This is a genomic window from Paraburkholderia bengalensis (assembly GCF_037126505.1).
GTDB classification, from domain to species: domain Bacteria; phylum Pseudomonadota; class Gammaproteobacteria; order Burkholderiales; family Burkholderiaceae; genus Paraburkholderia; species Paraburkholderia bengalensis.
The window spans coordinates 23,139-47,161 of record NZ_JACFYJ010000066.1 but is presented as its reverse complement, the minus strand read 5'-3'; the positions used below and the strand labels follow the sequence as shown (position 1 = coordinate 47,161).

The 24,023-nt window shown below is 63.3% G+C and carries 23 protein-coding genes, 1 tRNA gene and 1 pseudogene; 13 read left to right on the top strand and 12 right to left on the bottom strand.

Features of this window, described 5'->3' with window-relative positions; genetic code table 11:
- Window positions 1–133 precede the first annotated feature (133 nt).
- Window positions 134–856 (bottom strand): annotated as a pseudogene (locus H3V53_RS29985) (AzlC family ABC transporter permease); the annotation flags it as partial.
- A gap of 309 nt (window positions 857–1,165) precedes the next feature.
- On the opposite strand from H3V53_RS29985, the gene H3V53_RS29980 reads away from it, so the two are divergent.
- Both H3V53_RS29980 and H3V53_RS29975 read left to right on the top strand, forming a co-directional pair.
- The gene (locus tag H3V53_RS29980; protein WP_336600964.1) at window positions 1,166–2,089 is read left to right on the top strand and encodes a branched-chain amino acid transaminase; all 924 of its coding nucleotides are present in this window, start codon (window positions 1,166–1,168) and stop codon (window positions 2,087–2,089) included.
- A 71-nt stretch (window positions 2,090–2,160) separates the two neighbouring features.
- On the top strand, window positions 2,161–2,355 hold the full coding sequence (locus H3V53_RS29975; protein ID WP_054917107.1) for a zinc-finger domain-containing protein: 195 nt from the start codon (window positions 2,161–2,163) through the stop codon (window positions 2,353–2,355).
- Here H3V53_RS29975 and H3V53_RS29970 read toward each other — a convergent pair.
- The gene (locus H3V53_RS29970; protein WP_336600963.1) at window positions 2,349–2,561 is read right to left on the bottom strand and encodes a hypothetical protein; all 213 of its coding nucleotides are present in this window, start codon (window positions 2,559–2,561) and stop codon (window positions 2,349–2,351) included. The two genes, H3V53_RS29975 and H3V53_RS29970, sit on opposite strands and share 7 nt — an antisense overlap.
- 36 nt (window positions 2,562–2,597) lie before the next feature.
- Between H3V53_RS29970 and waaF the strand changes: the two genes are divergently transcribed.
- The 4 genes from waaF (at window position 2,598) to H3V53_RS29950 (ending at window position 6,018) form a co-directional block, all read left to right on the top strand.
- A complete protein-coding gene (gene waaF / locus H3V53_RS29965; protein WP_336600962.1) occupies window positions 2,598–3,623 on the top strand; it encodes a lipopolysaccharide heptosyltransferase II in 1,026 nt (341 codons plus the stop codon).
- Window positions 3,624–3,833: 210 nt separating this feature from the next.
- Window positions 3,834–4,280, top strand: a complete 447-nt coding sequence (locus H3V53_RS29960) for a nuclear transport factor 2 family protein (protein WP_054917112.1) — start codon at window positions 3,834–3,836, stop codon at window positions 4,278–4,280.
- A 66-nt stretch (window positions 4,281–4,346) separates the two neighbouring features.
- On the top strand, window positions 4,347–5,438 hold the full coding sequence (locus tag H3V53_RS29955; RefSeq protein WP_336600961.1) for a hydrolase: 1,092 nt from the start codon (window positions 4,347–4,349) through the stop codon (window positions 5,436–5,438).
- Entirely contained in the window at window positions 5,431–6,018 is a 588-nt protein-coding gene (locus H3V53_RS29950) for a DUF2946 family protein (protein WP_336600960.1), read from the top strand. The genes H3V53_RS29955 and H3V53_RS29950 overlap by 8 nt, the downstream gene beginning before the upstream one ends.
- A gap of 42 nt (window positions 6,019–6,060) precedes the next feature.
- On the opposite strand, the gene H3V53_RS29945 is transcribed toward H3V53_RS29950, so the two are convergent.
- Window positions 6,061–7,749 (bottom strand): M48 family metalloprotease, encoded by a 1,689-nt coding sequence (locus H3V53_RS29945; protein WP_336600959.1) that lies wholly within the window; start codon window positions 7,747–7,749, stop codon window positions 6,061–6,063.
- A 262-nt stretch (window positions 7,750–8,011) separates the two neighbouring features.
- On the opposite strand from H3V53_RS29945, the gene moaC reads away from it, so the two are divergent.
- Window positions 8,012–8,488: a cyclic pyranopterin monophosphate synthase MoaC gene (moaC, locus tag H3V53_RS29940; RefSeq protein ID WP_054917121.1), complete on the top strand. Its 477-nt coding sequence runs from the start codon at window positions 8,012–8,014 to the stop codon at window positions 8,486–8,488.
- Between the two features lie 90 nt (window positions 8,489–8,578).
- Here the strand turns inward: moaC and H3V53_RS29935 are convergent, their stop codons facing one another.
- The 8 genes from H3V53_RS29935 to recA all read right to left on the bottom strand — a co-directional run bounded on the left by H3V53_RS29935 (window position 8,579) and on the right by recA (window position 17,218).
- Window positions 8,579–10,369 carry a PglL family O-oligosaccharyltransferase gene (locus H3V53_RS29935; protein ID WP_336600958.1) on the bottom strand — a complete coding sequence of 597 codons (1,791 nt, stop codon included), beginning with the start codon at window positions 10,367–10,369 and terminating at the stop codon, window positions 8,579–8,581.
- A 194-nt stretch (window positions 10,370–10,563) separates the two neighbouring features.
- Window positions 10,564–11,181: a pilin gene (locus H3V53_RS29930; protein WP_054917125.1), complete on the bottom strand. Its 618-nt coding sequence runs from the start codon at window positions 11,179–11,181 to the stop codon at window positions 10,564–10,566.
- A gap of 139 nt (window positions 11,182–11,320) precedes the next feature.
- Window positions 11,321–12,046, bottom strand: a complete 726-nt coding sequence (locus tag H3V53_RS29925; protein ID WP_054917127.1) for a YjbE family putative metal transport protein — start codon at window positions 12,044–12,046, stop codon at window positions 11,321–11,323.
- A 160-nt stretch (window positions 12,047–12,206) separates the two neighbouring features.
- Window positions 12,207–13,088 (bottom strand): succinate--CoA ligase subunit alpha, encoded by an 882-nt coding sequence (sucD, locus tag H3V53_RS29920; RefSeq protein ID WP_054917129.1) that lies wholly within the window; start codon window positions 13,086–13,088, stop codon window positions 12,207–12,209.
- 115 nt (window positions 13,089–13,203) lie between these two features.
- Window positions 13,204–14,373 (bottom strand): ADP-forming succinate--CoA ligase subunit beta, encoded by a 1,170-nt coding sequence (sucC, locus tag H3V53_RS29915; protein WP_054917130.1) that lies wholly within the window; start codon window positions 14,371–14,373, stop codon window positions 13,204–13,206.
- Window positions 14,374–14,428: 55 nt separating this feature from the next.
- Window positions 14,429–15,178 carry a DUF2889 domain-containing protein gene (locus tag H3V53_RS29910; protein WP_336600957.1) on the bottom strand — a complete coding sequence of 250 codons (750 nt, stop codon included), beginning with the start codon at window positions 15,176–15,178 and terminating at the stop codon, window positions 14,429–14,431.
- Window positions 15,179–15,360: 182 nt separating this feature from the next.
- A complete protein-coding gene (recX, locus tag H3V53_RS29905; protein ID WP_336600956.1) occupies window positions 15,361–16,134 on the bottom strand; it encodes a recombination regulator RecX in 774 nt (257 codons plus the stop codon).
- A gap of 7 nt (window positions 16,135–16,141) precedes the next feature.
- Complete coding sequence (recA, locus tag H3V53_RS29900; protein WP_054917137.1) at window positions 16,142–17,218, bottom strand: recombinase RecA; 1,077 nt, start codon at window positions 17,216–17,218, stop codon at window positions 16,142–16,144.
- Window positions 17,219–17,464: 246 nt separating this feature from the next.
- Between recA and H3V53_RS29895 the strand changes: the two genes are divergently transcribed.
- The 6 genes from H3V53_RS29895 to H3V53_RS29870 all read left to right on the top strand — a co-directional run bounded on the left by H3V53_RS29895 (window position 17,465) and on the right by H3V53_RS29870 (window position 23,109).
- Entirely contained in the window at window positions 17,465–18,211 is a 747-nt protein-coding gene (locus tag H3V53_RS29895) for a response regulator transcription factor (protein WP_336600955.1), read from the top strand.
- 9 nt (window positions 18,212–18,220) lie between these two features.
- Window positions 18,221–19,768, top strand: a complete 1,548-nt coding sequence (locus H3V53_RS29890; RefSeq protein WP_336600954.1) for a sensor histidine kinase — start codon at window positions 18,221–18,223, stop codon at window positions 19,766–19,768.
- A gap of 227 nt (window positions 19,769–19,995) precedes the next feature.
- Window positions 19,996–21,654, top strand: coding sequence for an MFS transporter (locus H3V53_RS29885; RefSeq protein WP_336600953.1), 1,659 nt, complete (start codon window positions 19,996–19,998; stop codon window positions 21,652–21,654).
- A 90-nt stretch (window positions 21,655–21,744) separates the two neighbouring features.
- Window positions 21,745–21,821 (top strand) — tRNA-Met (locus H3V53_RS29880).
- A 403-nt stretch (window positions 21,822–22,224) separates the two neighbouring features.
- Window positions 22,225–22,548, top strand: coding sequence for a DUF4148 domain-containing protein (locus tag H3V53_RS29875; RefSeq protein ID WP_336600952.1), 324 nt, complete (start codon window positions 22,225–22,227; stop codon window positions 22,546–22,548).
- A gap of 282 nt (window positions 22,549–22,830) precedes the next feature.
- Window positions 22,831–23,109: a DinB family protein gene (locus H3V53_RS29870; protein WP_336600951.1), complete on the top strand. Its 279-nt coding sequence runs from the start codon at window positions 22,831–22,833 to the stop codon at window positions 23,107–23,109.
- Here H3V53_RS29870 and H3V53_RS29865 read toward each other — a convergent pair.
- On the bottom strand, window positions 23,094–23,720 hold the full coding sequence (locus H3V53_RS29865; protein ID WP_336600950.1) for a glutathione S-transferase family protein: 627 nt from the start codon (window positions 23,718–23,720) through the stop codon (window positions 23,094–23,096). The two genes, H3V53_RS29870 and H3V53_RS29865, sit on opposite strands and share 16 nt — an antisense overlap.
- Window positions 23,721–24,023 lie beyond the last annotated feature (303 nt).

Below are 24,023 nucleotides of genomic sequence, written 5' to 3'. Positions count from 1 at the left end.
TGCTTTGCGTGCTTTGCGTGCTTTGCGTGCTTTGCGTGCTTTGCGTGCTTTGCGTGCTTTGCGTGCTTTGCGTGCTTTGCGTGCTTTGCGTGCTTTGCGTGCTTTGCGCGCTTTGCATGCCTTGCGTGCTGTTGCGGATGCGGCGCAGGTCGGCGCGCTCGACGAGCGCGTCGGCCGCACTGCCCGCGATGATCGCCGCGACGACCGCGACTGGCAGCGCGAGGCGATACGGCAGATCGAATGCGATCAGCGCCACGATGCCCGCGACGCTCACGGCGGCCAGCGTGGAGCGCGACGAGATCGCCGACACCATCACGGGAATCAGCGCGAGCGTGCCCGCGAGCGACAAGCCCCAGTTATCGGGGAAAAGGCTGGCGAGCAGAATGCCGACAATCGACGACACCTGCCACGACAGCCAGCTCGAGACGGCCATGCCCCAGAAATACGCTTCCTTGCCGGGCACATAGCCGGGCTGGAAGCCTTTTTTCTGAAACAGCAGATAGATCACGTCGCCGTTGAAGTAGCCGACGAGCAGCCGCCGGTGCAGCGGCAAATACGAAAAGTGTGGCGCGAGACCCGCGCTGAAGATCACGAAGCGCGTGTTGACCATCGCGGCCGTCAGCAGGATCGTCCAGATGGGCAGCTTGGCCAGCATCAGCGGCAGCACGGCGAGTTGCGACGAACCCGCGTAGACCAGCAGCGACATGCCGAGCGACTGCGGCACGGTCATCACCGACTTGCTCATTGCGATGCCCGTCACGAGGCCCCAGGAGAAGATCGCCATCAAGGTGGGCGAATAGGCGCGCGCGCCATCACGGAAGGCACGGCGATCGAGGTCGGACAAGCGAGCAGGCATGAGGCGAATGCGGCGCGGCGCGACAGATGCCGCGATGGCTGGAGGTCAGCGCCAAGATCATGAAGCAGCCGCTGGCGCATCCGGTTTTGTTTTCAGCGACTGCCGGATTATAGCGTCCGGGGTGCCCGCGAATGCCCGTTGCTTGTGCAAATGACGGTAAAATATCGCTTTTCGCCCGCGTGTCCCGGTGTTGTATGTAGTCGCCGCGCCACGCTTGCAGCACCTCGTTGCAGCACCCCGTGCAGCAGACCACAAACGGGCGTCGTCAACCGGCGCCGCAATCCGAACCCGCACTGCCTGGAGAATCGTATGTCAATGGCCGACCGCGACGGCAAGATCTGGATGGATGGCAAGCTCATCGACTGGCGCGACGCCAAGATCCACGTCCTCACCCATACGCTGCACTACGGCATGGGCGTCTTCGAGGGCGTGCGCGCCTACAAGACGGTCGATGGCGGCACGTCGATCTTCCGCCTGAAGGAGCACACCAGGCGTCTGCTGAACTCGGCCAAGATCTTCCAGATGGATGTCCCGTTCGACCACGAGACGCTCGCCGCCGCGCAGCGCGAGGTCGTGCGCGAGAACAAGCTGGAGTCGTGCTATCTGCGCCCGATCATCTGGGTCGGCTCGGAAAAGCTGGGCGTGTCGGCGAAGGGCAACACCATTCACGTCGCGATCGCCGCGTGGCCGTGGGGCGCCTATCTCGGCGAAGACGGCATCAAGAAGGGCATTCGCGTAAAAACGTCGTCGTTCACGCGCCATCACGTGAACGTGTCGATGGTCCGCGCGAAGGCCTCGGGCTGGTACGTGAACTCCATTCTGGCCAACCAGGAAGCCACCGCCGACGGCTACGACGAAGCGCTGCTGCTCGACGTCGACGGCTATGTGTCGGAAGGCTCGGGCGAGAACTTCTTTCTCGTGAACAACGGCAAGCTGTACACGCCTGACCTGTCGTCGTGCCTCGACGGCATCACGCGCGATACCGTCATCACGCTGGCGAAAGACGCGGGCATCGAAGTGATCGAAAAACGCATCACGCGCGACGAGGTCTATACGGCAGACGAAGCCTTCTTCACAGGCACGGCCGCCGAAGTCACGCCCATCCGTGAGCTCGACAACCGTACGATCGGCTCCGGCACGCGCGGCCCGATCACGGAAAAGCTGCAATCGGGCTTCTTCGACATCGTCAATGGCAAGAGCGAGAAGTACGCGCACTGGCTGACGAAGATCTGATTCCAGCGGGCGCGGCATAGGCGAATCCGAGCCAACCGCGCCCGCTTTTTGTACACAACGAGAAAGTCCCTATGAGCGAAATCAAGGAAATGCCGCTGGTCGAACTGACGGCGAAAGATCTTCCCGCGTATTGCCCGAACCCGTCGATGCCGCGCTGGAGCAATCATCCGCGCGTCTTTATCGACGTGACGCATGGCGAGGCGCGTTGCCCGTACTGCAGCACGCGCTACAAGCTGCGCGACGGCGAAGTGATCCGAGGTCACTGACCCGCGCTCTTTTTGCTGGCCATGCGGCGGCGCAACGTGCTGTGCGGCTTGCCGTCCGGCTCGCCGTCCGGCTTGCCGTCCGACCCGACGTCGGGCTGCAAACGCGCTGGAAATCTGGCTGCTCGCTGAATTTCCGGCCGCGCGCCGATATCGCCTGACAGCAGTTCACCTTTTCCTGACAACCCGGCACCGCGCGCCTCGGGCACGCGGCGCCTTATTTTCGACATCGGAAACTCACCCTGATGCGTCGCGCGTTGGTTATCGCACCGAACTGGATCGGTGACGCATTGATGGCGCAGCCTTTGTTTGCGCGCCTCGTGAAATTGCATCCGCGCATCGCAATCGATGCCGTCGCGCCCACCTGGGTTGCGCCCGTGCTCGAACGGATGCCTGAAATCCGCGATGTCTATGCGACGGATCTCGCACACGGCAAGCTGCAGATGCTGCGCCGCTGGCAACTGGCGAGCGATTTGCGCGAAGTCGGCTACGACGCCGCCTACGTGCTGCCCAATTCGCTGAAATCCGCACTGATCCCGTGGATGGCGGGCATCCGGCTGCGCATCGGCTATACGGGCGAGAGCCGCTACGGCCTGCTGAACGTGCGGCACGCCAATCCGCGCAAGGACGAGCGTCCGCCGATGGTCCCGCACTACGCGGCCCTCGCCTACGCGCCGGGCGCAAAAGTCCCCGACGACCTGCCGCCGCCACGCCTCGACGCCGATCTGAACGAGGCCGCGCGCGTGTCGACGCGCTTCAATCTGGACACCCGCGTGCCGCTGCTGGTGTTCTGCCCCGGCGCCGAATACGGCCCCGCCAAGCGCTGGCCGCCCGAACACTTCGCGGCGCTCGCGCAAATGGTCGGCCAGTCGTTTCCGTACACGAAGATCATTGCGCTCGGTTCGCCGAAAGACGCGCCCATTGCCCAGGCGATCGCCGACCGCGCGCCGAACGTGCGCAACCTGTGCGGCCAGACGGCGCTCGGCGAAGCCTGCGCGCTGATTTCGCGGGCAAGCGCCGTGGTCACCAACGACTCCGGGCTGATGCACGTCGCGGCCGCGTTGCGCCGGCCGCTCGTCGCCGTGTACGGATCGACCGATCCGCGCCACACGCCGCCCTTGTCGGACCTCGCAAAGGTACAATGGCTGCATCTTGAGTGCAGTCCGTGCTTCGAGCGCGAATGTCCACTGGGTCATCTGAATTGCCTGCGGCAACTCAGCGCCGAGCAGGTATTCGACGATCTGCGCGGAATGTTGCTCGCGCAACGCTGAACGGGCGCGCTGCCTAAAAATTGTCGTGCGCGCCTTCGGACGAAGGCGCAGCCAGCTTCGTCCGCTGTACAGGCCTGGCCTCGCGTGCGAGCCGTCCACGCTCATGTCGGCGTCATGCTTGCGTCTTGCGGCGCGGGCATGCTCGCGGATGGCCTGCTGAACATCACTGACCCGCAACCGCGCGCCGTGCGCGCAAGAGACTGACGAGCCATGCCACGTTTTGCCCACATCTTCGAAGCCGCCGCGGACACGCTGAACGCCTACTACCAGGCTGTCGCGGAGGTCAATATCGACAGCTTGATGGGCTTGTGGATCGACGAGGAATTCGTCAGCTGTATCTGCGCAGACGGCTCGCATCTGCACGGTCTCGACGCGATCCGCGCGGGGCTGAGCAGCCAGATCGAGGCGCAGCCCGTGTCGATCGAGCCGCTCGACATACGCGTCTACGACAGCCTCGGCACGGTCGTCTACGCGATTGCCGAAGCGCACCGCCCGGCCGACCCTGCCGCCATTCCGTCGATGGTGTTCACAACGTACGTGATGGTCCACGAGCGCGGCGAATGGAAGATCGCGCATATCCACGCGAGTGCGATGCCGAACGAAACCGCCTCGCAATTTGCTGCCAAAATGAGACATGGTCAGGGCGCGCTGCACTGAAGCGCCCCGCGAGAACCGCATGACAGAAGCCTCGGCGCGAGGCTTCACTCGAATACCGGTGTTGGCATGAGCACGACGCACGACAACAAAGCTTCCTCCAGACCGGCCCTTGATGGGACAACGGCGGTGGCGGCTGTCGGGGCCGCCGTGGAAGCGTCGCTCGAGGCGACCGTCGACATGCTCTACCGCGCGCCGCTCTGGCTGCCCAACAGCCATATCCAGACCATCGTTCCCGCGCTGTTCGGCCGCCGTCCCGCCGTCGCCTACCGGCGCGAGCGCTGGGATACGCCCGATGGCGATTTCATCGATCTCGACTGGCTCGCGCCCGATCCCCTGGCCCATCCGCGCGCGGCCGCCGACGCGCCGCTCTTCGTGCTGTTCCACGGGCTCGAAGGCAGTTCGGATTCGCACTACGCCCGCTCGCTGATGGCGGCCGCCCATGCCCGCGGCTGGCTCGGCGTCGTGCCGCACTTTCGCAGCTGCAGCGGTCCGATGAACCTGTTGCCGCGCTTCTATCACCTCGCCGACAGCAACGAGGTCGACTGGGTGCTGCGGCGTCTGCGCAAACGGCACGCGGGACCGATTGTCGCGGCGGGCGTGTCGCTGGGCGGCAACGTGTTGCTGCGCTGGCTGGGCGAGCGTCGCGAGGACGCGTCGATCATCGCGGCGGCCGCCGCGATCTCCGCGCCGCTCGACGTCCACGCAGGCGGCCGGGCACTGTCGCAGGGCTTCGGCATGATCTACACCCGCAGCTTCCTGAAGACCCTCAAGCTGAAGGCGCAGCAAAAACTCGCGCAATACCCCGGCCTCTACGACATGCGCGACGTGCTCGCAAGCCGCACGATGTACGAGTTCGACAACGTGGTGACCGCGCCGCTGCACGGCTTTCGCAACGCCGACGACTATTGGACGCGCTCGACCACCCGCCCGCTGCTGCCCGACATCACCGTCCCCACCCTCGTACTGAACGCGCGCAACGACCCGTTCCTGCCGTGCGCCGTGTTGCCGTCGCGCAGCGAGGTATCATCGATGGTGGAACTCGATCAACCGGAGCACGGCGGACACGTCGGCTTCATGACGGGTCCGTTCCCCGGCCGGATCGACTGGCTTTCGCGCCGGGTCTTCGGCTACTTCGACCCGTTCACGCGACATGGATGACATCGTCAAGCAGGCTCTCGCCAAATGGCCGAATGTGCCGCACTGCACCGGCTGGCTGCTGTTCGACCGGCGCGGCAACTGGCGTATGCGTGATGAGGCCGCGCAAGCCGCGGGTGCGCCCGGCGAGCCTATCCGGCATGCCGCTCTGCTCGGCTTCATCAACCGCAACTACGAAGCCGACGAGACGGGCCAATGGTTCTTCCAGAACGGCCCGCAGCGCGTGTATGTGGAGCTCGGCTACACACCGTTCGTCGTGCGGCTTGCCCGCGACTACGCGACCGGCCTCCTCACACTGACGGATCAGGCGGGCAACGCGTTCGAGCCCGCCGCCGTCTACCTCGACGATGACGGCGGCATCCTCTTTTCGGACAGCGCCCGGCCCGCGCGCGTAGCGCTGCTGCACGACCACGATCTCGACCTGTTCTCCGAGCACGCCGATCTCGCCGCCGACGGTCAAGGCGGCCAGTTCCACTGGCGCGACGATGCCGGCCTGACGCTCGAACCCGTACGCAAGGCCGAGGTTGAGAAGCGCTTCGGATTCGTCGCAAGTCCGGCGGCGCGTGCTGCCGCGTCCTCCTAACTCTTAAGTTTCAGGTTTTAAGTTTTAGGTCAGATTGCGCGGCTAGCTGCTGTTCTTCTCGTCCTCGCGCTCTTCCTTGTAGCGCGCCTCGAACTCGTGCAGGCGCGCGTCGATCGTCGCCAGGTCGTAGTAGCCGACGGATTTGATGTCGCGCGCCTCCTTCAGTTGCCGGATCGCCGACGGCCACGCACCTTCCAGCGCGAACTTCTCCGCCAGCGCGCGATGCTGCGTCAGCGCATCGCCCGTGCCCACGCTCGCCTGCGCCAGATAGCGCCACCACACGGGCTGCTGCGGGTCAGCGCGCGTCTCCCGCTGGGCCTGCGCTTGCGCTTCGGTGAAAAGGCGCGCGGTGAGCAGCGTCTGCAGACGCATGTCGATCGCGGCGTGCGACTGGGGCCAGCGCTTTTGCGCGATTTCCGCGAGACGCACCGCGTCGCCGTTGCGACCGGCACGTCGCGCGATGTCGACCGCGAGCACGTCGAGGCTCGGCGAGCTGCGCGGCGCCTCGCCTTGCGCACGCCCGCTGGCGTCGAACGCAGCGCGCGCGTTGGCGAGCGAGGCGCTCGCGTCGTCGTAGCGGTCGAGCAGCATCTGCGCAAAGGCGATGCCGTACCAGTTGCCCGCGACGTTCAACGCGGTTTTGTCTTCGATCTCCGAGCGCATCCGGGAAATGTCGTCGGCGTATTCGCTGCGCGAGCGGTCCTGCAGCACGCGCGCCCGTGCGCGCACGAATGCATATTCCGACGACTGGCGCGGCTGCCGGTACGGCGAGCGGCGCGCGCGGTCGGACATGTCGGCGATACGCTCGCCCGTCAGCGGGTGCGTGCGCGCGTAGGCGGGCACGCCGGCGTCGCTCATCGACGCGCGGTCGAGCCGCTCGAAAAACGACACCATCCCGTACGGGTCGTAGCCCGCGCCCGCGAGCATCTGAAAGCCGACGCGGTCGGCTTCGTGCTCGGCCGCGCGCGAGAAGCGCAACTGGTTGTCGACGGCATAGGCCTGGCCGCCGACGGCGATCGCGCTGCCCAGATCGCCGCTATGCGCGAGCACGCCCGCCAGCACGCCGAGCAGCATGCCCGCGAGCGCCGCGTAGCCGCTGTGCTCGCCCGCCGTGATCATCCGCGCGATGTGCCGCTGCAGCACGTGCCCCATTTCGTGGCCAACCACCGACGCGAGTTCCGATTCCGTCTGCGTCGCGACGATGAGGCCGGTGTTCACGCCGATGAAGCCGCCCGGCAGCGAAAACGCGTTGACCTGCGCATCGCGCATCGCGAACAGATCGAAGTCCGGCCGGTAGCCGCCGATGAACTGCGCGCTCGCCGCGGCCGCGAGCCGCTCCGAAATCGCGTTCAGGTAGTCGCGTACGAGCCAGTCGTCGAGATAGTCGGGATCTCGGCGCACTTCGCGCATCACGCGCTCGCCGAGCTTGCGCTCGGCCTGAGGCGTCAGCGATCCGCCCGAGCCGTCGCCGAGATCGGGCAGCTGCTGCGTCGACATCGGCGCGCGCAGGCTCGCGTTGCCGCCGGGGTTGCCCGAGAAGCGCGTCTGCGCGCCGCCATACATGCCGAACACGCCCTGCGCGATGTCGGGCGGCACGGCGGCGCCGTCGTACGTGTCGAGCGGCCCCGTAACGAGCGGCAACTCCGACAGGTTCGACGGCTGCGCGACGATCGCGGGCGGGACGGCCAGCGTGACGGACAGCCATGCAGCGATAAACCGTTTCAGACGCATTGCGGACGATGGGCGGAATCGAAAGCGGCGTAAGGTGCCGAAGGGGCGTACCTTTTGCGATTGTACCCAGTGGCGTGCGCGCGTCGACCGGTTAAGCGTGCCTGGCGCCCGGCCCACGGGCCGACAGTCTGACGGATTAGTGTGCGGCCCGGCCGGGCCGCATGCACGCGCGTCGTGGGTCAGGGTGAGCGTTCGACCGCCCGCGCCCTCTGCCCGGCGACGCGCGCACTGCTAAGATAGGCGCCCTCTGATGGAGTCAACCATGCCCGAACTCACTCATTTCGACGCAGCCGGCCAGGCGCATATGGTGGACGTCGGCGGCAAAGAGCAAACGAAGCGCGTCGCTGTCGCGCGCGGCACGATCCGCATGCTGCCTGATACGTTCGCGCTGATTCGCGACGGTCACGCAAAGAAAGGCGACGTGATTGGCGTCGCGCGTATTGCCGCGATCCAGGGCGCGAAGCGCACCGCCGATCTGATCCCGCTGTGCCATCCGCTCGCGCTGACGCGTGTCACGGTGGATTTCGAACTCGACGAGGCGGGCTCGGCCGTGCATTGCCGCGCGCAGGTGGAGACGCTCGGCAGAACGGGCGTCGAAATGGAAGCGTTGACGGCCGTGCAGGTGGGGCTCCTGACCGTCTACGACATGTGCAAGGCGGTCGATCGCGGCATGACCATCACCGACGTGAAGGTGATGGAAAAGCACGGCGGGAAGTCGGGGGATTGGGTGGCGCCGTGATGGGAGCGCGCTCGTGGCGCGCGCTCCCTGACGGCAGAGCGGCGCATTCTTCGCGCCGCTCGCGGTTTTTACGACGCTCGAACGCGCTCGTTAGCTGTCGTCGCCATCATCGTCGTCGCTGTCTTCGCTGCCCTTGGGCGGCGTGCCGTACTTTTTCACCAGCTCAGCCTTGAACGCGCCGAGCGTTTTCTGCTGATCGCACAGGTCGTACAGCGCCGAGAGTTGCGAAGGCCAATCGTGCAATTCCTCGGCGAAGATTTTCAGACGCTCGACGGTATCGAACGCGCCATGGGTGTCGCCGCTCAAGGCCTGTAGCACGGCGTAACGACGCAGCACCGTTTCGCCCGGCAACAGCGCGATCGCCTGACGATGCGCCGCGAGCTTGTGCGGCAGGTCTTGTGCGTTCATCGGCAGCAGCGTCGCCATGCCGTACTCGCCCCACGCGCCGAACAGGAACGAAGGGTCCTCGCGATACTGATCGAACGGACGCGAGCCGTAGTACAACACCTCGGCACGCGCGTAATCGCGATACACGGGATACAGCGCCGCCAGCCCGCCGAACACGATTACGACGAACGCGCCAAACGACACGCCGCCCGGAATGAGACGCAGCGGCTTGGTGTCGAGCAGACCGAACACGAACATCGCCGGCAGCAGGAAGAACATGTACTGCTGCGGATACTCGACGAGCGCGTGCATCACCAGCACGCCGATCAGCGCAAGACCGAACACGCGCGCGGCCGTATGCGGCGCGCGCACCACACGCACGAACCATGCGGCGAGCCCGAGCAGCACGATGCCAAGGCCGATCAGCCCCGTTTTCGCGAGCAGATCGATGAAGATGTCATGCGAATTGTTCGCGATCTCGACACCGCCCAGCGTCCGGACGAGATCGAACTGGAAACGCGGAAACTCGCCCCAGCCGACGCCCAGCAGCGGATGTGTGCGGAACATCGTCCAGCCGTACTTCCAAAGCGCCAGACGCGGCGCGATCTGGCTCGCGTCCTGCATACGTTCGGCCGCCGACTGGGCAAGACCCAGGTCGTAGCGCAAGTTCGCCCAGCGCACGGCCGCGTTCACCGCAAAAAACAGCGCGACCAGCAGAAGGGGAATCAGCCACTCGCGATTGCTGCGTCGGCGCGAATCATTGCGGTGCTGCTCGGCGAACGCCATCCAGAAACCCGCGACGACGATCACGCCCATCTGCAGCCACGGACCGCGCGACACCGTCAGCGCGAGGCCGCCGGAGAAAATCGCCGACACGAGCAGCCAGATGAACACGTTGATGCGCCGCGTCTGCACGAGGTACATCGCGCCCGCTGTCGCGAACGCGATATAGGTTGCGAGGTGATTGGCCTGCGCCATATTGCCGAACGGGCGGCGTTCGGCCGCCACGCTGTAGGCCACCACGAGCGGCGTTACCTTCACTTCGAGGTGGAACAACTGGATCACCTGGCAGAACACCGCAAACAATCCGCCGACGACGAGCGCAAACGCCGCCACCGTCAGCACGTTTTCGGTCAGGTTCGCACGGGTGAAGCCGAAACCCGCGTGCACGGCCATGAATGCCGCCAGCAGGAATCCGGCGCCGAGCCAGTTCATCGACGGCTGCTCGACGGGCAGCACGACGGACTGCGCGATCAGCACGAGTCCGAAGCCGAGCGGCACCAGCGCGACGACGGGTGACGCAAACGGCACCCGCGGCCGTGCCGTCGATACCAGCAGGGCGACGCTCGCCCCGACCAGCAGATAGAGCGACAGCGCCGTAAACTCGGCGTAGAAGGTCGGAATCGGATAGGTGTGGTTGACGACTGCGTACGGCAGGATCAACGCACACGCCAATAAAAACAGCGAAAGATGGCGCGCAAAAGGGTTGGGCATGAGTAACCGGGGACGTCAGCAACCGGCGCACTATACAAAAAAATCCTTACGCTGTGCGCCGGATGGACCGAAATAACCCCAAATCGCGCCCTGGCACGGAAACTTTTGCCACGGCATATGACACAGGTTCATTTCATGCCGGCATCAGGCCGCGCTCACGCTCATGTGAGCTTTCACGCAGCATCGTCCCGGCGTCAGGCGCGGCACTCAGGCGGCGCGAGGTTCGACGGCAGCGTCGGCGCGTCGACGGGCAACGGTCCTGCGCCTGGCGCCGGCAGCGACGAAGCCGCCTTGCCGCCTGCGAAGCATTCCCACGTGATGGCCCCCTTCTGCACCGAGCCCTTCGCGAGCGCCACACGCGCGGTCGGCGTGTCGGCGTTGTCGGGAGCGGACGGCACGTACACGAGCGTATTCGCGCCATCGTCGGCGACGCGGGCCGTGAACGTGACGGTGATCTGGCCCGTGTCGTCGTCGATGTGGATTGACTGCACGTTGCGCGTGGCGGGCGGCGACGCGTAGCCGCTACCGAAGGCATTGCCGCTTCCGGCGTTCTCGCCGACGGTCAATTGCGCGGCCGCTGCGAGCGACATGCCCTCGCCGACGCGGCTGCGCGCGAGATAGTCTTGGTAAGCGGGAATGGCATAGGCGGCGATCACACCGACGATCGCCAGTACGATCATCAGTTCGATCAACGTGAAGCCACAGATACGCCCGAGACGGGCCAACACGGTGGGCCAGCGGCGCGGGACGCCTGCGCGCCGCCTTTTGGCAGCACGCGTGGACAACATGGCAACGGCAACAGTAGCGATCATCAGCAAACTCCTCGAAAACGAAAACGCCTGCCCCGGGAATCAGGACAGGCGCTTCGATCGTAGCGAGCCGCGAATGTCGCCGGCAGTCGGCCGAACGGCTAATGGTGCAGGCGCAGAGGCGTCGGTAAAGTAGGTGCGGTCAATGCGTTTCCGGCGGCGTGGAGCCCGCGAGGCGGCTTGCATTGCGCCTCTTCAGCGCGTAGCCGAGGATCACGACCAGCAGCGCGCAGCCAATGCTCATGCCGTACTCGGCAACAGGCGTATCGAGCACTGGCCAGCGGTCGCCGGCAGGATCGTTGACGATGAGGCCGCCCGCTATCCAGCCGAGGAGCGCGCCGCCGAACGTGACGACGATCGGGTAACGGTCCAGCAGCCTCAGCACGATCTGGCTGCCCCAGACAATCAGCGGAATGCTGACAATCAGCCCGAACACGACGAGCGCAATGCGGTGATGCGGCTCGGCGGCCTCGGCGGCGCCAGCAATGGCGATCACGTTGTCGAGGCTCATCACGGCGTCGGCGACGATGATTGTCTTGATGGCCGTGACCAGCTTGTCGGCGGGCTTCACGTTGGCGTGCACGTCCGGCGCTGGCGCGAGCAGGCGCACCCCGATCCACAGCAGCAGCAGGCCGCCCGCGAACTTGAGCAGTGGCACGTCGAGCAGCGCGACAGCGAACGCAATCAGCGCGACGCGCAGCACGATTGCGCCCAGCGTTCCCCACAGCACGCCCTTGGTGCGCTGCTCGGGCGGCAGGTTGCGGCAGGCAAGCGCGATCACGACAGCGTTATCGCCACCCAACAGGATGTCGATGACGATGATCTGAAAGACGGCGCCCCAATGGAGCGTAGTGAGGAATTCGAGCATGGAAAGCAGAATAGAAGGTAGCGAAAGCGACCGGCAACAAAAAAGCGAGGAAGCAATTGCTCGCTCCCTCGCTTCAAGTCGCGTCTTACGAAAGGCGTTCGTAAGAGTATCAAAAAACGCCGGCATGAACCGGCGTTTCTTGCAGTTATCGCAACACGTCTTACAGCACCGACTTCAGCAGGCGGGCCATTTCCGACGGGTTCTTCGTGACCTTGATACCGCAGGCATCCATGATTTCCAGCTTGGCGTCGGCGGTATCCGCACCGCCCGAGATCAGCGCGCCGGCGTGGCCCATGCGCTTGCCCGGAGGCGCCGTGACGCCCGCGATGAAGCCAACCACCGGCTTCTTCATGTTGTCCTTGATCCAGTACGCAGCGTTTGCTTCGTCCGGACCACCGATTTCACCGATCATGATCACGGCGTCCGTATCGGGATCGTCGTTGAACATCTTCATCACGTCGATGTGCTTCAGACCGTTGATCGGGTCGCCTCCGATACCGACTGCCGACGACTGGCCCAGGCCCAGCGCCGTCAATTGACCGACTGCTTCATACGTCAGCGTGCCCGAACGCGACACGACGCCGATACGGCCCTTGCGGTGGATGTGACCCGGCATGATGCCGATCTTCAGTTCGTCCGGCGTGATCGTGCCCGGGCAGTTCGGTCCGAGCAGGAGCGTCTTGCGGCCTTCGCGGCGCATGCGGTCCTTGACTTCGATCATGTCGCGAACGGGGATGCCTTCCGTGATGCAGATCGCGAGATCGAGATCGGCTTCGACGGCTTCCCAGATTGCAGCAGCAGCGCCTGCGGGCGGCACATAGATGACCGAGACGGTCGCGCCCGTTTCTTCCTTCGCTTCCTTGACGCTCGCGTAGATAGGAATGCCTTCGAAGTCTTCGCCGGCCTTCTTCGGGTTCACGCCCGCGACGAAAGCTTCACGGCCGTTTGCGTATTCGCGGCATGCGCGCGTGTGGAACTGACCGGTCTTGCCGGTGATGCCCTGCGTGATGACCTTGGTGTCTTTGTTGATCAGAATCGACATGTATTGACCTCTGTTCGTTTGGTGGCGCGCTCAACGCGTCTCGCGCGGCAAATAGCGCTTTGCCCGCGACGCTCGCGCGCCGCCATTCGTAATCCGGTGATAAGCGCCGGGGCGATCAGGCCTTGCCTGCGGCAGCCGCGACGACCTTCTGCGCAGCTTCTTCCATGCTGTCTGCCGAGATGATCGGCAGGCCGGAGTCGGCCAGCATCTTCTTGCCGAGGTCTTCGTTCGTGCCCTTCATGCGCACGACGAGCGGCACTTGCAGATCGACCGCCTTCGAAGCCGCGATCACGCCTTCCGCAATCACGTCGCAACGCATGATGCCGCCGAAGATGTTGACGAGAATCGCCGTCAGGTTCGGGTTCTTCAGCATCAGCTTGAACGCTTCCGTGACCTTCTCGGTCGTCGCACCGCCGCCGACGTCGAGGAAGTTCGCCGGTTCGCCGCCGAACAGCTTGATCGTGTCCATCGTCGCCATGGCCAGACCGGCGCCGTTCACGAGGCAGCCGATGTTGCCGTCGAGCGAGATGTACGCGAGGTCGAACTTCGATGCTTCGACTTCAGCGGGATCTTCTTCGTCCAGATCGCGGTACGCGACGATTTCCGGATGACGGAACAGTGCGTTCGAGTCGAAGTTGAACTTGGCGTCCAGCGCGATCACCTTGCCTTCGCCCGTCAGGATCAGCGGGTTGATTTCGGCCAGCGATGCGTCCGTTTCCCAGAATGCCTTGTACAGGCCTTGCAGGATCGCGCGCGCTTGCGGGATCGATGCGTCGGGCACGCCGATCTTCTTCGCGAGATCGTCGGCTTCGGAATCGAGCAGACCCTTCGACGGATCGACCGCGACCTTGTGGATCGCTTCCGGCGTCTTTTCAGCGACTTCTTCGATGTCCATGCCGCCTTCGCTCGAGGCCATCACGACGACCTTTTGCGTCACGCGATCGATTACCAGACCGACATACAGTTCCTTCTTGATGTCCGCGCCTTCTTCGATCAGCAGACGATTCACCTTCTGGCCTTCCGGGCCCGTCTGGTGCGTCACCAGCTGCATGCCGAGGATCTGGTTCGAGAATTCGCGGACCTGGTCCAGCGATTTCGCGACCTTCACGCCGCCACCCTTGCCACGGCCACCCGCGTGGATCTGAGCCTTAACGACCCACACCGGGCCGCCCAGCTCTTCAGCGGCCTTGACCGCATCGTCCACCGAGAAGACCGGCTTGCCGCGCGGTACCGCGACTCCGAATTTCCGCAGGATTTCCTTACCCTGGTACTCGTGAATCTTCATGCGTGATTCCCTTCAGTCTGAGAGTTGGATTGAACTTCGCTTCCGGCTGGACCGCTTACTCGGAACGCGCCGTCTTCACGGCCTGTCCATTGAGTTCGGTATCCGCGCGATCCGCTGAACGCGGCGCGCGGCCGTACCAGCGCGGATAAAACTGTCGCACCGCCTCGCCGTCGAACCGCAGCGTATGGCAACGGCCCAGCTGGAATGGCGGTTTGTCGTTTGATTGCTCGCTTGCGTGTTGGCTTGCTTGCTCGCTCGAAGCGTTGTTTTGGGTGTCTTGTCCGTTGCTGCCAGGTGTGCCCGGGGTCGAACCGTCCACTCGTCCATTGGATGATCCCGCGGACTCCTCGCTTCCTGGCCCGCCTTTCTCCGTGTTCCACACGTCGCCGGCAAACGCCTGGATGGCGGCAGTCGGCAGGATTGCGCACAGCTCGGTGAGATGCGTGCAGCCTGCCGTGCCGGCCAGCAAACGGGCGGCGTCGCGACGGAAGTTCTGGAAGAGATTGAGCCCGATGAGGGCGCGATAGGCGGGATTGGAGGCTTCACATAGACCGGGATACGGAACCCAGTCGGACGACGCTTCAGCGTCGACGACATTGAGCTTGCGATCGATCGTGATGCGGAGCCAGAGTTCATGGATCGGCAGGCCGTTCGGCCGGACACCCGACGCAAGCTTTACGTCACGTGGCTTTTCGTCGGTGAGGCACGCCTCGATATCCCACAAGCCATCTTCACGCTCGTATGCGTCCGCGCGGATTGCGCGGCGGTGGCGCAATTGTCTGGACACTGGCGGAGAGAGCGGCATGCGAGAACAAAGGCCGGATTGAAGAACCGTTGAATTTTAGCATACTGGGTATTTGAGACAGGCCGAAGGCCGCACCGCCTCATCTGGCGGGCCTAGGGGCTGTTCACGGCGGATTTGCGCAGCGCATTTGAGCGAGACGCGTCCGGTCGACGCCAGCGTCTTTGCGCCGCTTGCGTCCTGCGCTATTCCGGCGGGAAGTCTTCGTCGATGCCCTTGAGAATTTTCCCAATGACGGCCTGTGAAAAACCACGCGTCACGAGAAAACGCGCCTGTTTCGCTCGGTCGCCAGGCGTTTGCGGCAATTGACCAAATTTCTTGCGCCAGACAGCCTGAGCGCGCGCCAGTTCGGTTTCGCGCAGCTGTGCGCTCACTTCTTCGACTAGCTCCTGCCCGACCGAATGGCGCTTGAGTTCGCTGACGATACGGCCCGCGCCCATTCGCGACGCACGACGGTGAACCAGGCTTTCTGCGAATCGGGAGTCGGACAGCCAGCCTTCGCTTTCGAGCGCGTCGAGCAATGAGTCGATTGAATCGCCCTCTTCCGCGTAAGGTCCGAGTTTGCGCGCCAACTCCGCGCGACTGTACTCGCGACGGGAAAGATAGCCGAGCGCACGGCCTTTCAGAGAACGTTTGGGACGCTGTGCTTCCTGGCTCGCTTTTTCTGCCGGATTGCGTTCGCCAGGCTGGCGACGCAAGCGCGTGTAAGTGACTTCGCCGCTATCGGCGCCGGATTGACCGCCCGAAGATGGACCGAGGCCCACGGCACGATCATGGGCGTCGAAGGATTCGAATGGATCGAAGTCGTCCGACGATGTTGTTGCGTGCGAGAACGGTGCTGCCGACGAGCTGGAAGACGAGGAACGTGACGACGATTCGAACGCATCGTCGTCACGCGGGCCGTCCGCGTCATGTCCCGCGCCCGTCGGCGAGGATACAGAGCGGCCCTTGCGCATCACGCGACGATCACTCCTCTTCGCCCACTTCCTCGTCAGCGCTCACGGCGGCGCCGGCGGGCATCGCGTTCACGCCAAGCGATTCGCGGATACGGTTCTCGATCTCGAGCGCGATCTCGGGATTCTCGCGCAGGAATTCACGCGCATTGTCTTTGCCCTGACCGATGCGTTCGCCGTTGTAGCTGTACCAGGCGCCCGCCTTGTCGACGATCTTTGCCTGCACGCCGAGGTCGATGACTTCACCCTGACGCGAAATGCCTTCCCCGTACAGGATGTCGAAGATCGCTTCGCGGAACGGAGGCGACACCTTGTTCTTCACGACCTTGACGCGCGTTTCGTTGCCGATCACTTCGTCGTTCTTCTTGATCGAACCGATACGACGAATGTCCAGACGCACCGACGCGTAGAACTTCAGCGCGTTACCGCCCGTGGTGGTTTCCGGGTTGCCGAACATCACGCCGATCTTCATACGGATCTGGTTGATGAAGATGACGAGGCAGTTCGTGCGCTTGATCGTGCCCGTCAGCTTGCGCAGTGCCTGCGACATCAGACGCGCCTGCAGACCCGGCAGCGAATCGCCCATTTCGCCTTCGATTTCAGCCTTCGGCACGAGCGCCGCGACCGAGTCGATCACGATCATGTCGATCGAACCCGAACGCACCAGCGCGTCCGCGATTTCAAGCGCCTGTTCACCCGTGTCCGGCTGCGAGACCAGCAGATCGCTGACGTTCACGCCGAGCTTTTGCGCATATTGGATGTCGAGTGCGTGTTCCGCGTCGATAAACGCCGCCGTGCCGCCGAGTTTCTGCATTTCCGCGACGACCTGCAGCGTCAGCGTGGTTTTACCCGAGGACTCCGGGCCGTAGATTTCGACCACGCGGCCACGGGGCAGACCGCCGACGCCCAGCGCGATGTCGAGGCCCAGCGAACCGGTGGACACCACCTGAATATCTTCGACTGCCTCACCCTGGCCGAGCCGCATGACCGACCCCTTGCCGAACTGCTTTTCGATCTGCGCAAGCGCGGCAGCAAGTGCCTTGCTCTTTTCCGCAGTCAGTCCAGCCGAGCCTTTCTTGCTTTCTTCCATGAATCGTCCTTTGCTATGATGAACGGCGTCTGAGGCAGGTATGCTGGTAGTTGCGAACGCGTTTCGAACGCGATCCGAACGACCAGCACGCTAAACGCAGACACTGTATAAAAAAACAGTAGTTTTGGCAAGCCTGTTTGCATATGCGGACGTCCACATGTGCAAACGGACAACACCGCTACCGACAAAATTTTTCGGAGACGCTGTGCGCCGGAGCGCCCCGGTGCCGGCCGGGCAGGGCGCATCATGCGAATTCTCATTGCCGAAGACGACAGCATACTCGCGGACGGTCTGGTCCGATCACTCCGCCAATCGGCATACGCCGTCGACCATGTGAAGACGGGCGCAGAAGCCGATACCGCGCTGTCGATGCAGACTTTCGACCTTCTCATTCTGGATCTCGGCCTGCCGAAAATGTCGGGCCTCGAAGTGTTGCGCCGTCTGCGCGCGCGCAATTCGAACCTGCCTGTGCTGATCCTGACGGCCGCCGACAGCGTCGACGAACGCGTCAAAGGTCTCGACCTCGGCGCCGACGACTACATGGCCAAGCCCTTCGCGCTCAACGAACTCGAAGCGCGCGTGCGCGCGCTGACACGGCGCGGCGCGGGCGGCGGGCCGACCGTCGTCAAGCACGGCTCGCTCTCGTTTGATCAAGTCGGTCGAATTGCCTATGCCAACGAGCAGGTTATCGACCTGTCCGCGCGTGAGCTAGGATTGCTCGAAGTCCTGTTGCAGCGGATCGGGCGGCTGGTATCGAAAGAACAGCTCGTCGATCACCTCTGCGAATGGGGCGAAGAGGTCAGCAACAACGCGATCGAGGTCTACGTGCATCGGCTGCGCAAGAAGATCGAGCCGAGCGGCGTGCGCATCATCACCGTGCGCGGGCTGGGCTACTGTCTCGAGAAGGCGGCCGTGCCATCGCAAACGGCGCCCCAGCAACCGGAGCCGTCCGACGCGTCCGCTGCCATGCCCTCAAGTCATTACTTCAAGTAAAGGCGCTTTATGTCCGTCCGCGCACCGCGCGCCACGGCGCACGCGGCGGATATCGACGAAGTCCGCGACGCGCGCTACGCGAATCCGTTCGCGCCGCCCGACGAAACCGAGGCGGCGGCGGAGACGCGTCCACGCTCGCTGTTCGGGGAAATCCTCGACTGGATGCTCGCGCCCCTGCTGTTGCTGTGGCCCATGAGTCTCGCCGTTACTTATCTGGTCGCGAAATCGATTGCGAACGGACCGTTCGACCGCGCGCTGGAAACCGACGCATACGTGCTCGCGCGGCAAATTCACCCTGTGAACGGGGCGGCTGAACTGACGCTGCCCGACTCCACGCGCGACTTCCTGCGCGCCGACAATATAGATAGCGTGTTCTATCAGGTGCTCGGCTCGCGCGGCGAACTGGTGGCGGGCGAGCGCGACATGCCGCTGCCCCGTGAGGAAGACCGGCCGCAGCCGGGCATCGTCGAGTTTCGCGACGACATGCTGCGCGGCAACGACATCCGCGTCGCGTACACCACGGTCGAGTTTCCTCAGACGCCCAGCGCGCAGCCCGTGCTGGTGCAGGTGGCCGAGACGCTCGACAAGCGCAGCGCGCTCGCCAACGACATCATCAAGGGCGTGATCCTGCCGCAGTTCGTGATTCTGCCTCTGGCGATCCTGCTCGTCTGGTTCGGCCTGTCGCGCGGACTCGCGCCGCTGCATGCGCTGCAGGCGCACATCCGCGCACGGCGCCCCGACGACCTGTCGCCGCTCGAAGCACGCCGCGCGCCGCCCGAAATCGAGCCGCTCGTCACGTCGTTCAACGATCTGCTGACGCGCCTCGAACAGAACATGGAACTGCAAAAGCGCTTCATCGCCGATGCCGCGCATCAGATGAAGACGCCGCTCGCCGGCTTGCGCACCCAGGCGGAACTGGCGCTACGTCAGGATGCGTCGGCGGAAGTGCACCGTTCGCTCGAGCAGATCGCCACGAGTTCCGAGCATGCCGCGCGGCTCGTCACACAACTGCTTGCGCTGGCACGGGCGGAAAACCGTATGTCCGGCCAGATCTTCACGCCCGTCGAGATCGGCGATGTCGCGCGTAGCGCCGTGCGCGACTGGATTCAGCCCGCCCTCGCCAAACAGATGGACCTTGGCTACGAAGGGCCGGGCAGTTCCGACGAGCCGCTCGAAGTCGAAGGCAATCCCGTCATGCTGCGCGAAATGTTGTCGAACCTGATCGACAACGCGATCCGCTATACGCCGCCGGGCGGGCGGATCACCGTGCGCGTGCGCCGCAACCATGCCGCGCGCATGGCGCATCTCGAAGTCGAGGACACGGGCATGGGCATTCCCGCCGCCGAGCGTGAGCGCGTGGTCGAGCGCTTTTACCGGATTCTGGGCCGCGAGGGCGACGGCAGCGGACTGGGCCTCGCGATCGTCCGCGAAATCGCGACGATGCACGGCGGCACGCTGACCATCGAGGACAACGTCTATCAGAACTCGCCGCGTCTGGCGGGAACCTTGGTGCGTGTCAGCTTGCGCATGCTCGATCGTGCACGGGACTTACCCTAATCCGTCAGTTTCAGCCATTTCAGCAGCAATCGAAGAAGCCACTGATTGCTGGTGTAGACCTCACATTGGAAGAAGTTGGGCGCAAATTGGACGACGTTCGCCCACAAACAACATTCTTAACCGCGCACCTTCCGAGTCAGAACGCCGTAAGTTTCCGCTCCAATAATCGCTACACGGCAACGCCTGACCAGGCGTACCGCGACTGATATCAATACTGGAGACGACATATGGCTACCGTAAGCGGGCAAATCTCGCACGCGCCGATGACGAGAGAAGAGAAACGGGTAATCTTCGCGTCATCGTTGGGCACGGTTTTCGAGTGGTACGACTTTTATCTGGCCGGCTCGCTCGCGGCCTTCATCAGCAAAAGCTTCTTCTCTGGCGTCAATCCGACGGCCGCCTTCATCTTCACCCTGCTCGGCTTCGCGGCCGGCTTCGCGGTGCGCCCGTTCGGCGCGCTGGTGTTCGGGCGACTCGGCGACATGGTCGGCCGCAAGTACACGTTCCTCATCACGATCGTCATCATGGGTCTGTCGACCTGCGTGGTCGGCTTCCTGCCTGGCTACGCGGCGATCGGCATGGCTTCGCCTGTGATCTTTATCGCGATGCGTCTGCTGCAGGGTCTCGCGCTCGGCGGCGAGTACGGCGGCGCCGCGACCTACGTCGCCGAACACGCCCCCGCCAATCGCCGCGGCTTCTACACGGCGTGGATTCAGACCACGGCGACGCTCGGCCTGTTCCTGTCGCTGCTCGTGATTCTCGGCGTGCGCACGGCCATGGGCGAAGACGCGTTCGGCGCATGGGGCTGGCGGATTCCGTTCATCGCCTCGCTGGTGCTGCTGGCCATTTCCGTCTGGATTCGCATGCAGCTGCACGAGTCGCCGGCATTCGAGCGGATCAAGGCCGAAGGCAAGACGTCGAAGGCGCCGCTCTCGGAAGCATTCGGCCAATGGAAGAATCTTAAGATCGTCATCCTGGCTCTGATCGGCGTGACGGCTGGCCAGGCAGTTGTCTGGTACACCGGCCAGTTCTATGCGCTGTTCTTCCTGACGCAGACGCTGAAGGTCGACGGAGCGAGCGCGAACATCCTGATCGCGATTGCGCTGTTGATCGGCACGCCATTCTTCCTGTTCTTCGGTTCGCTGTCCGACCGTATCGGACGCAAGCCGATCATCATGGCCGGCTGCCTGATCGCAGCACTGACGTACTTCCCGCTGTTCAAGGCGCTGACGCACTATGCGAACCCCGCGCTCGAGGCCGCGACGGCCAAGGCGCCGATCGTCGTGATCGCGAATCCTGAGGAGTGCTCGTTCCAGTTCAATCCGGTCGGCACGTCGAAGTTCACGTCGTCGTGCGATATCGCGAAGAGCGCGCTGTCGAAGGCCGGCCTGAACTATGACAACGTCGCAGCGCCAGCGGGCGCGATGGCGCAGATCAAGGTCGGCGACATCACTATCGATACGTATGACGGCAAAGCCCCCGACGCGAAGGAAGCGGGCAAGACGTTCGACAAGAACCTGAGCACCTCCCTGAAGGCGGCTGGCTATCCGCCGAAGGCCGACCCCGCGCAGATCAACTGGCCGATGACCGTCGTGATCCTGACCATCCTCGTGATCTACGTAACGATGGTGTACGGCCCGATCGCGGCAATGCTGGTCGAGATGTTCCCGACGCGAATCCGCTACACGTCGATGTCGCTGCCGTATCACATCGGCAATGGCTGGTTCGGCGGCTTCCTGCCGGCGACGGCGTTCGCGATCGTCGCGGCGAAGGGCAACATCTACTCGGGGCTGTGGTATCCGATCATCATCGCACTGGGAACCTTCGTGATCGGCCTGCTTTTCGTGCGGGAGACCAAGGACTCCAATATCTACGCGCAGGATTGAGCGCGCGGTAAGTAACCGGCGTCCTCGCAAAAAAGTTGTCGGACGGGGGTTGACAGCCCCCGCCGACATCGCCATAATTTCGCTTCTTTCGGCGAATTAGCTCAGTCGGTTAGAGCGACGGAATCATAATCCGCAGGTCCGGGGTTCGAGTCCCTGATTCGCCACCAGCATCAAGAAAAAGCCGCTGTCCGCCAGGACAGCGGCTTTTTTGTTGCCTTGCTGTTTGCCTGCTTCATTCCAGGTGGACAGCCCGAGGAGGAGTGGTTCCCGCCAGTTTCGTCGATCCTGCAGTTTCACCATGAGTGCGCGGCACGCCTTGCACTGCTGGCCGGGTGCCGCATCCGACACTGATGGCACGCTATCGCGCGCACGCGCTGGCGAGCGACGACTGACCGCGAAGCAGGATGTCGAATGGCGAGCTGGACGAGCCTCGCCCGTCTCATCGGTACGCGGGCCAACAACGCACTAAATTATTGGTTTCTCCTATTGAAAATATAGGACACGGGTCTTGGACCCTATAGCTGGATTAATGCATTCTTCCTCCATCGCTACTTTTTCACGGAGAGAATCATGAAATCCCGCTTCCTTGCAGCACTCGTTATTGCTGGAGCCGTCGCCAGTCCCGTATTCGCAGGTACCGATGCACCCGCACTGACCCGCGCTCAAGTTCGCGCCGAGCTCACGCAACTCCGGGCAGCCGGCTACGACCAATCTCGCGGCGAAGACGCAAACTACCCTACAGAGATTCAAGCAGCCCAAGCACGAGTCGCGGCCCAGCATGGAGACAACAACTACGGCGGCATCACCGCAGCAGGTTCGTCTTCCGCCGGTACTCGCAAGATTGCGCGTCATCTCGACAACGACGGTATGCAACCGATCTATTTCGGCCAGTAATGGTTGGAACCACCTCGCCAAAGAGCGTCGCAGCGCCAACGGTTCCTTGAATTGATGCACGCGGCGGTATGTCCAGAAGCCGGGCAGCGTGTCACAGAGAAAGCACCGCATCAGCATCGAAGGAAAAATGCGGTCGCCTCTCTGTGCAATAGAACCGTGCGGAAGCGCTATATCCCCCTGAGCCGTGTCGAGTAACGCTGTAAAGGGGTCCGTTGCCTTTCGGGGTGGCTCACGTCTCAAGCCAGGTACTGCGAATGATTAACTTGCAAACCGCCCGTCTCTTTGCCCGATACGTTTGAAGCGTGGGCAGCGAAGCAGACTGACTTGTCGCTGGCCGAAGTGATTCCGTTCAAGTATGTATCCGGACAGGAATTCGCGATGTCACGAGGTGCGATGTTGATGCATCTCGTGAATCACGCTTCGTGTCACTGCGGGTCGGTCTGCGAAATGTTCTTCGACATTCCTGCAAAGCCACCCATCACAGATCTACCGGCATTTCTCGAGTCATATCCCGCCTTTGACGGTTCACCCAACGCCGATAGTCATCATGCCAAGGCGTAGGGTCCACCCGTCTCAACCGCGGCGCGATAGGCAGGGCGCGAGTGGATGCGACGCAGAAATGCGTTGAGATTGACATATCTCTCATCGAGTCCACCACGTTGACGAGCGGCTTCCAACGGGAAGCTCATCATGATGTCGACAGCAGTGAACGTTTCGCCCGCGAACCATGGGCGTGTCGCCAGCTCGGCGTCCATCCAGGCGAGATGTCCGGCGAAAGATCTCCTCAAATCCGCCGCTGCAGACTGTCCTGCTTCGCCCATTCGCCGCAACACCAATAGCGCGAAAAGCGGGGGCATGAGAGAGCCTTCCGCATAGTGCATGAAATGCTGATACCGACGACTACTTTCCGAATCGGTGGGTCGCCCAATCTTCATATCAGATTGATTCAACAGATGCTCGAAAATCAGTCCAGACTCTGCGATTGTCAAACTACCGTCCTGAATCACCGGTAGCTTTCCAAGCGGATGGATGTCACGCACAGCGTCGGGAGCGAGACCTGAAATCGGGTCACGCGCATAGCGAACCACGCGATACGGCAGTCGCAATTCCTCCAGGAGCCACAGGATGCGTTGCGAACGCGAGTTCTCGAGGTGATGCACAGTGATGTTCATAGTACTGTTCGATGTAGAGGTTGATAGCCCGTCTCGACGGATTTTCCATTCCGGTTGCGTCCGGATTCATATGCCTCAGTCTATCGGCGAGAGCAAATATGAGAAGCGGCTCTAGCGCGAATTGAATGTTCTTGAAACGAGAATGGAGTCAGGGCGGTGGAGCGTCGCCTGAATGGCTCGAACCGCATCCGCGATAAGCATTTCGGGCCGTAGATCGCATCGATGGTGAGCAGATAACGGATGATCGGTCGAATGCCTTGGCTTCACTTACGCGAGAAATCATTGCGTCGCGAGGTGCGGTTT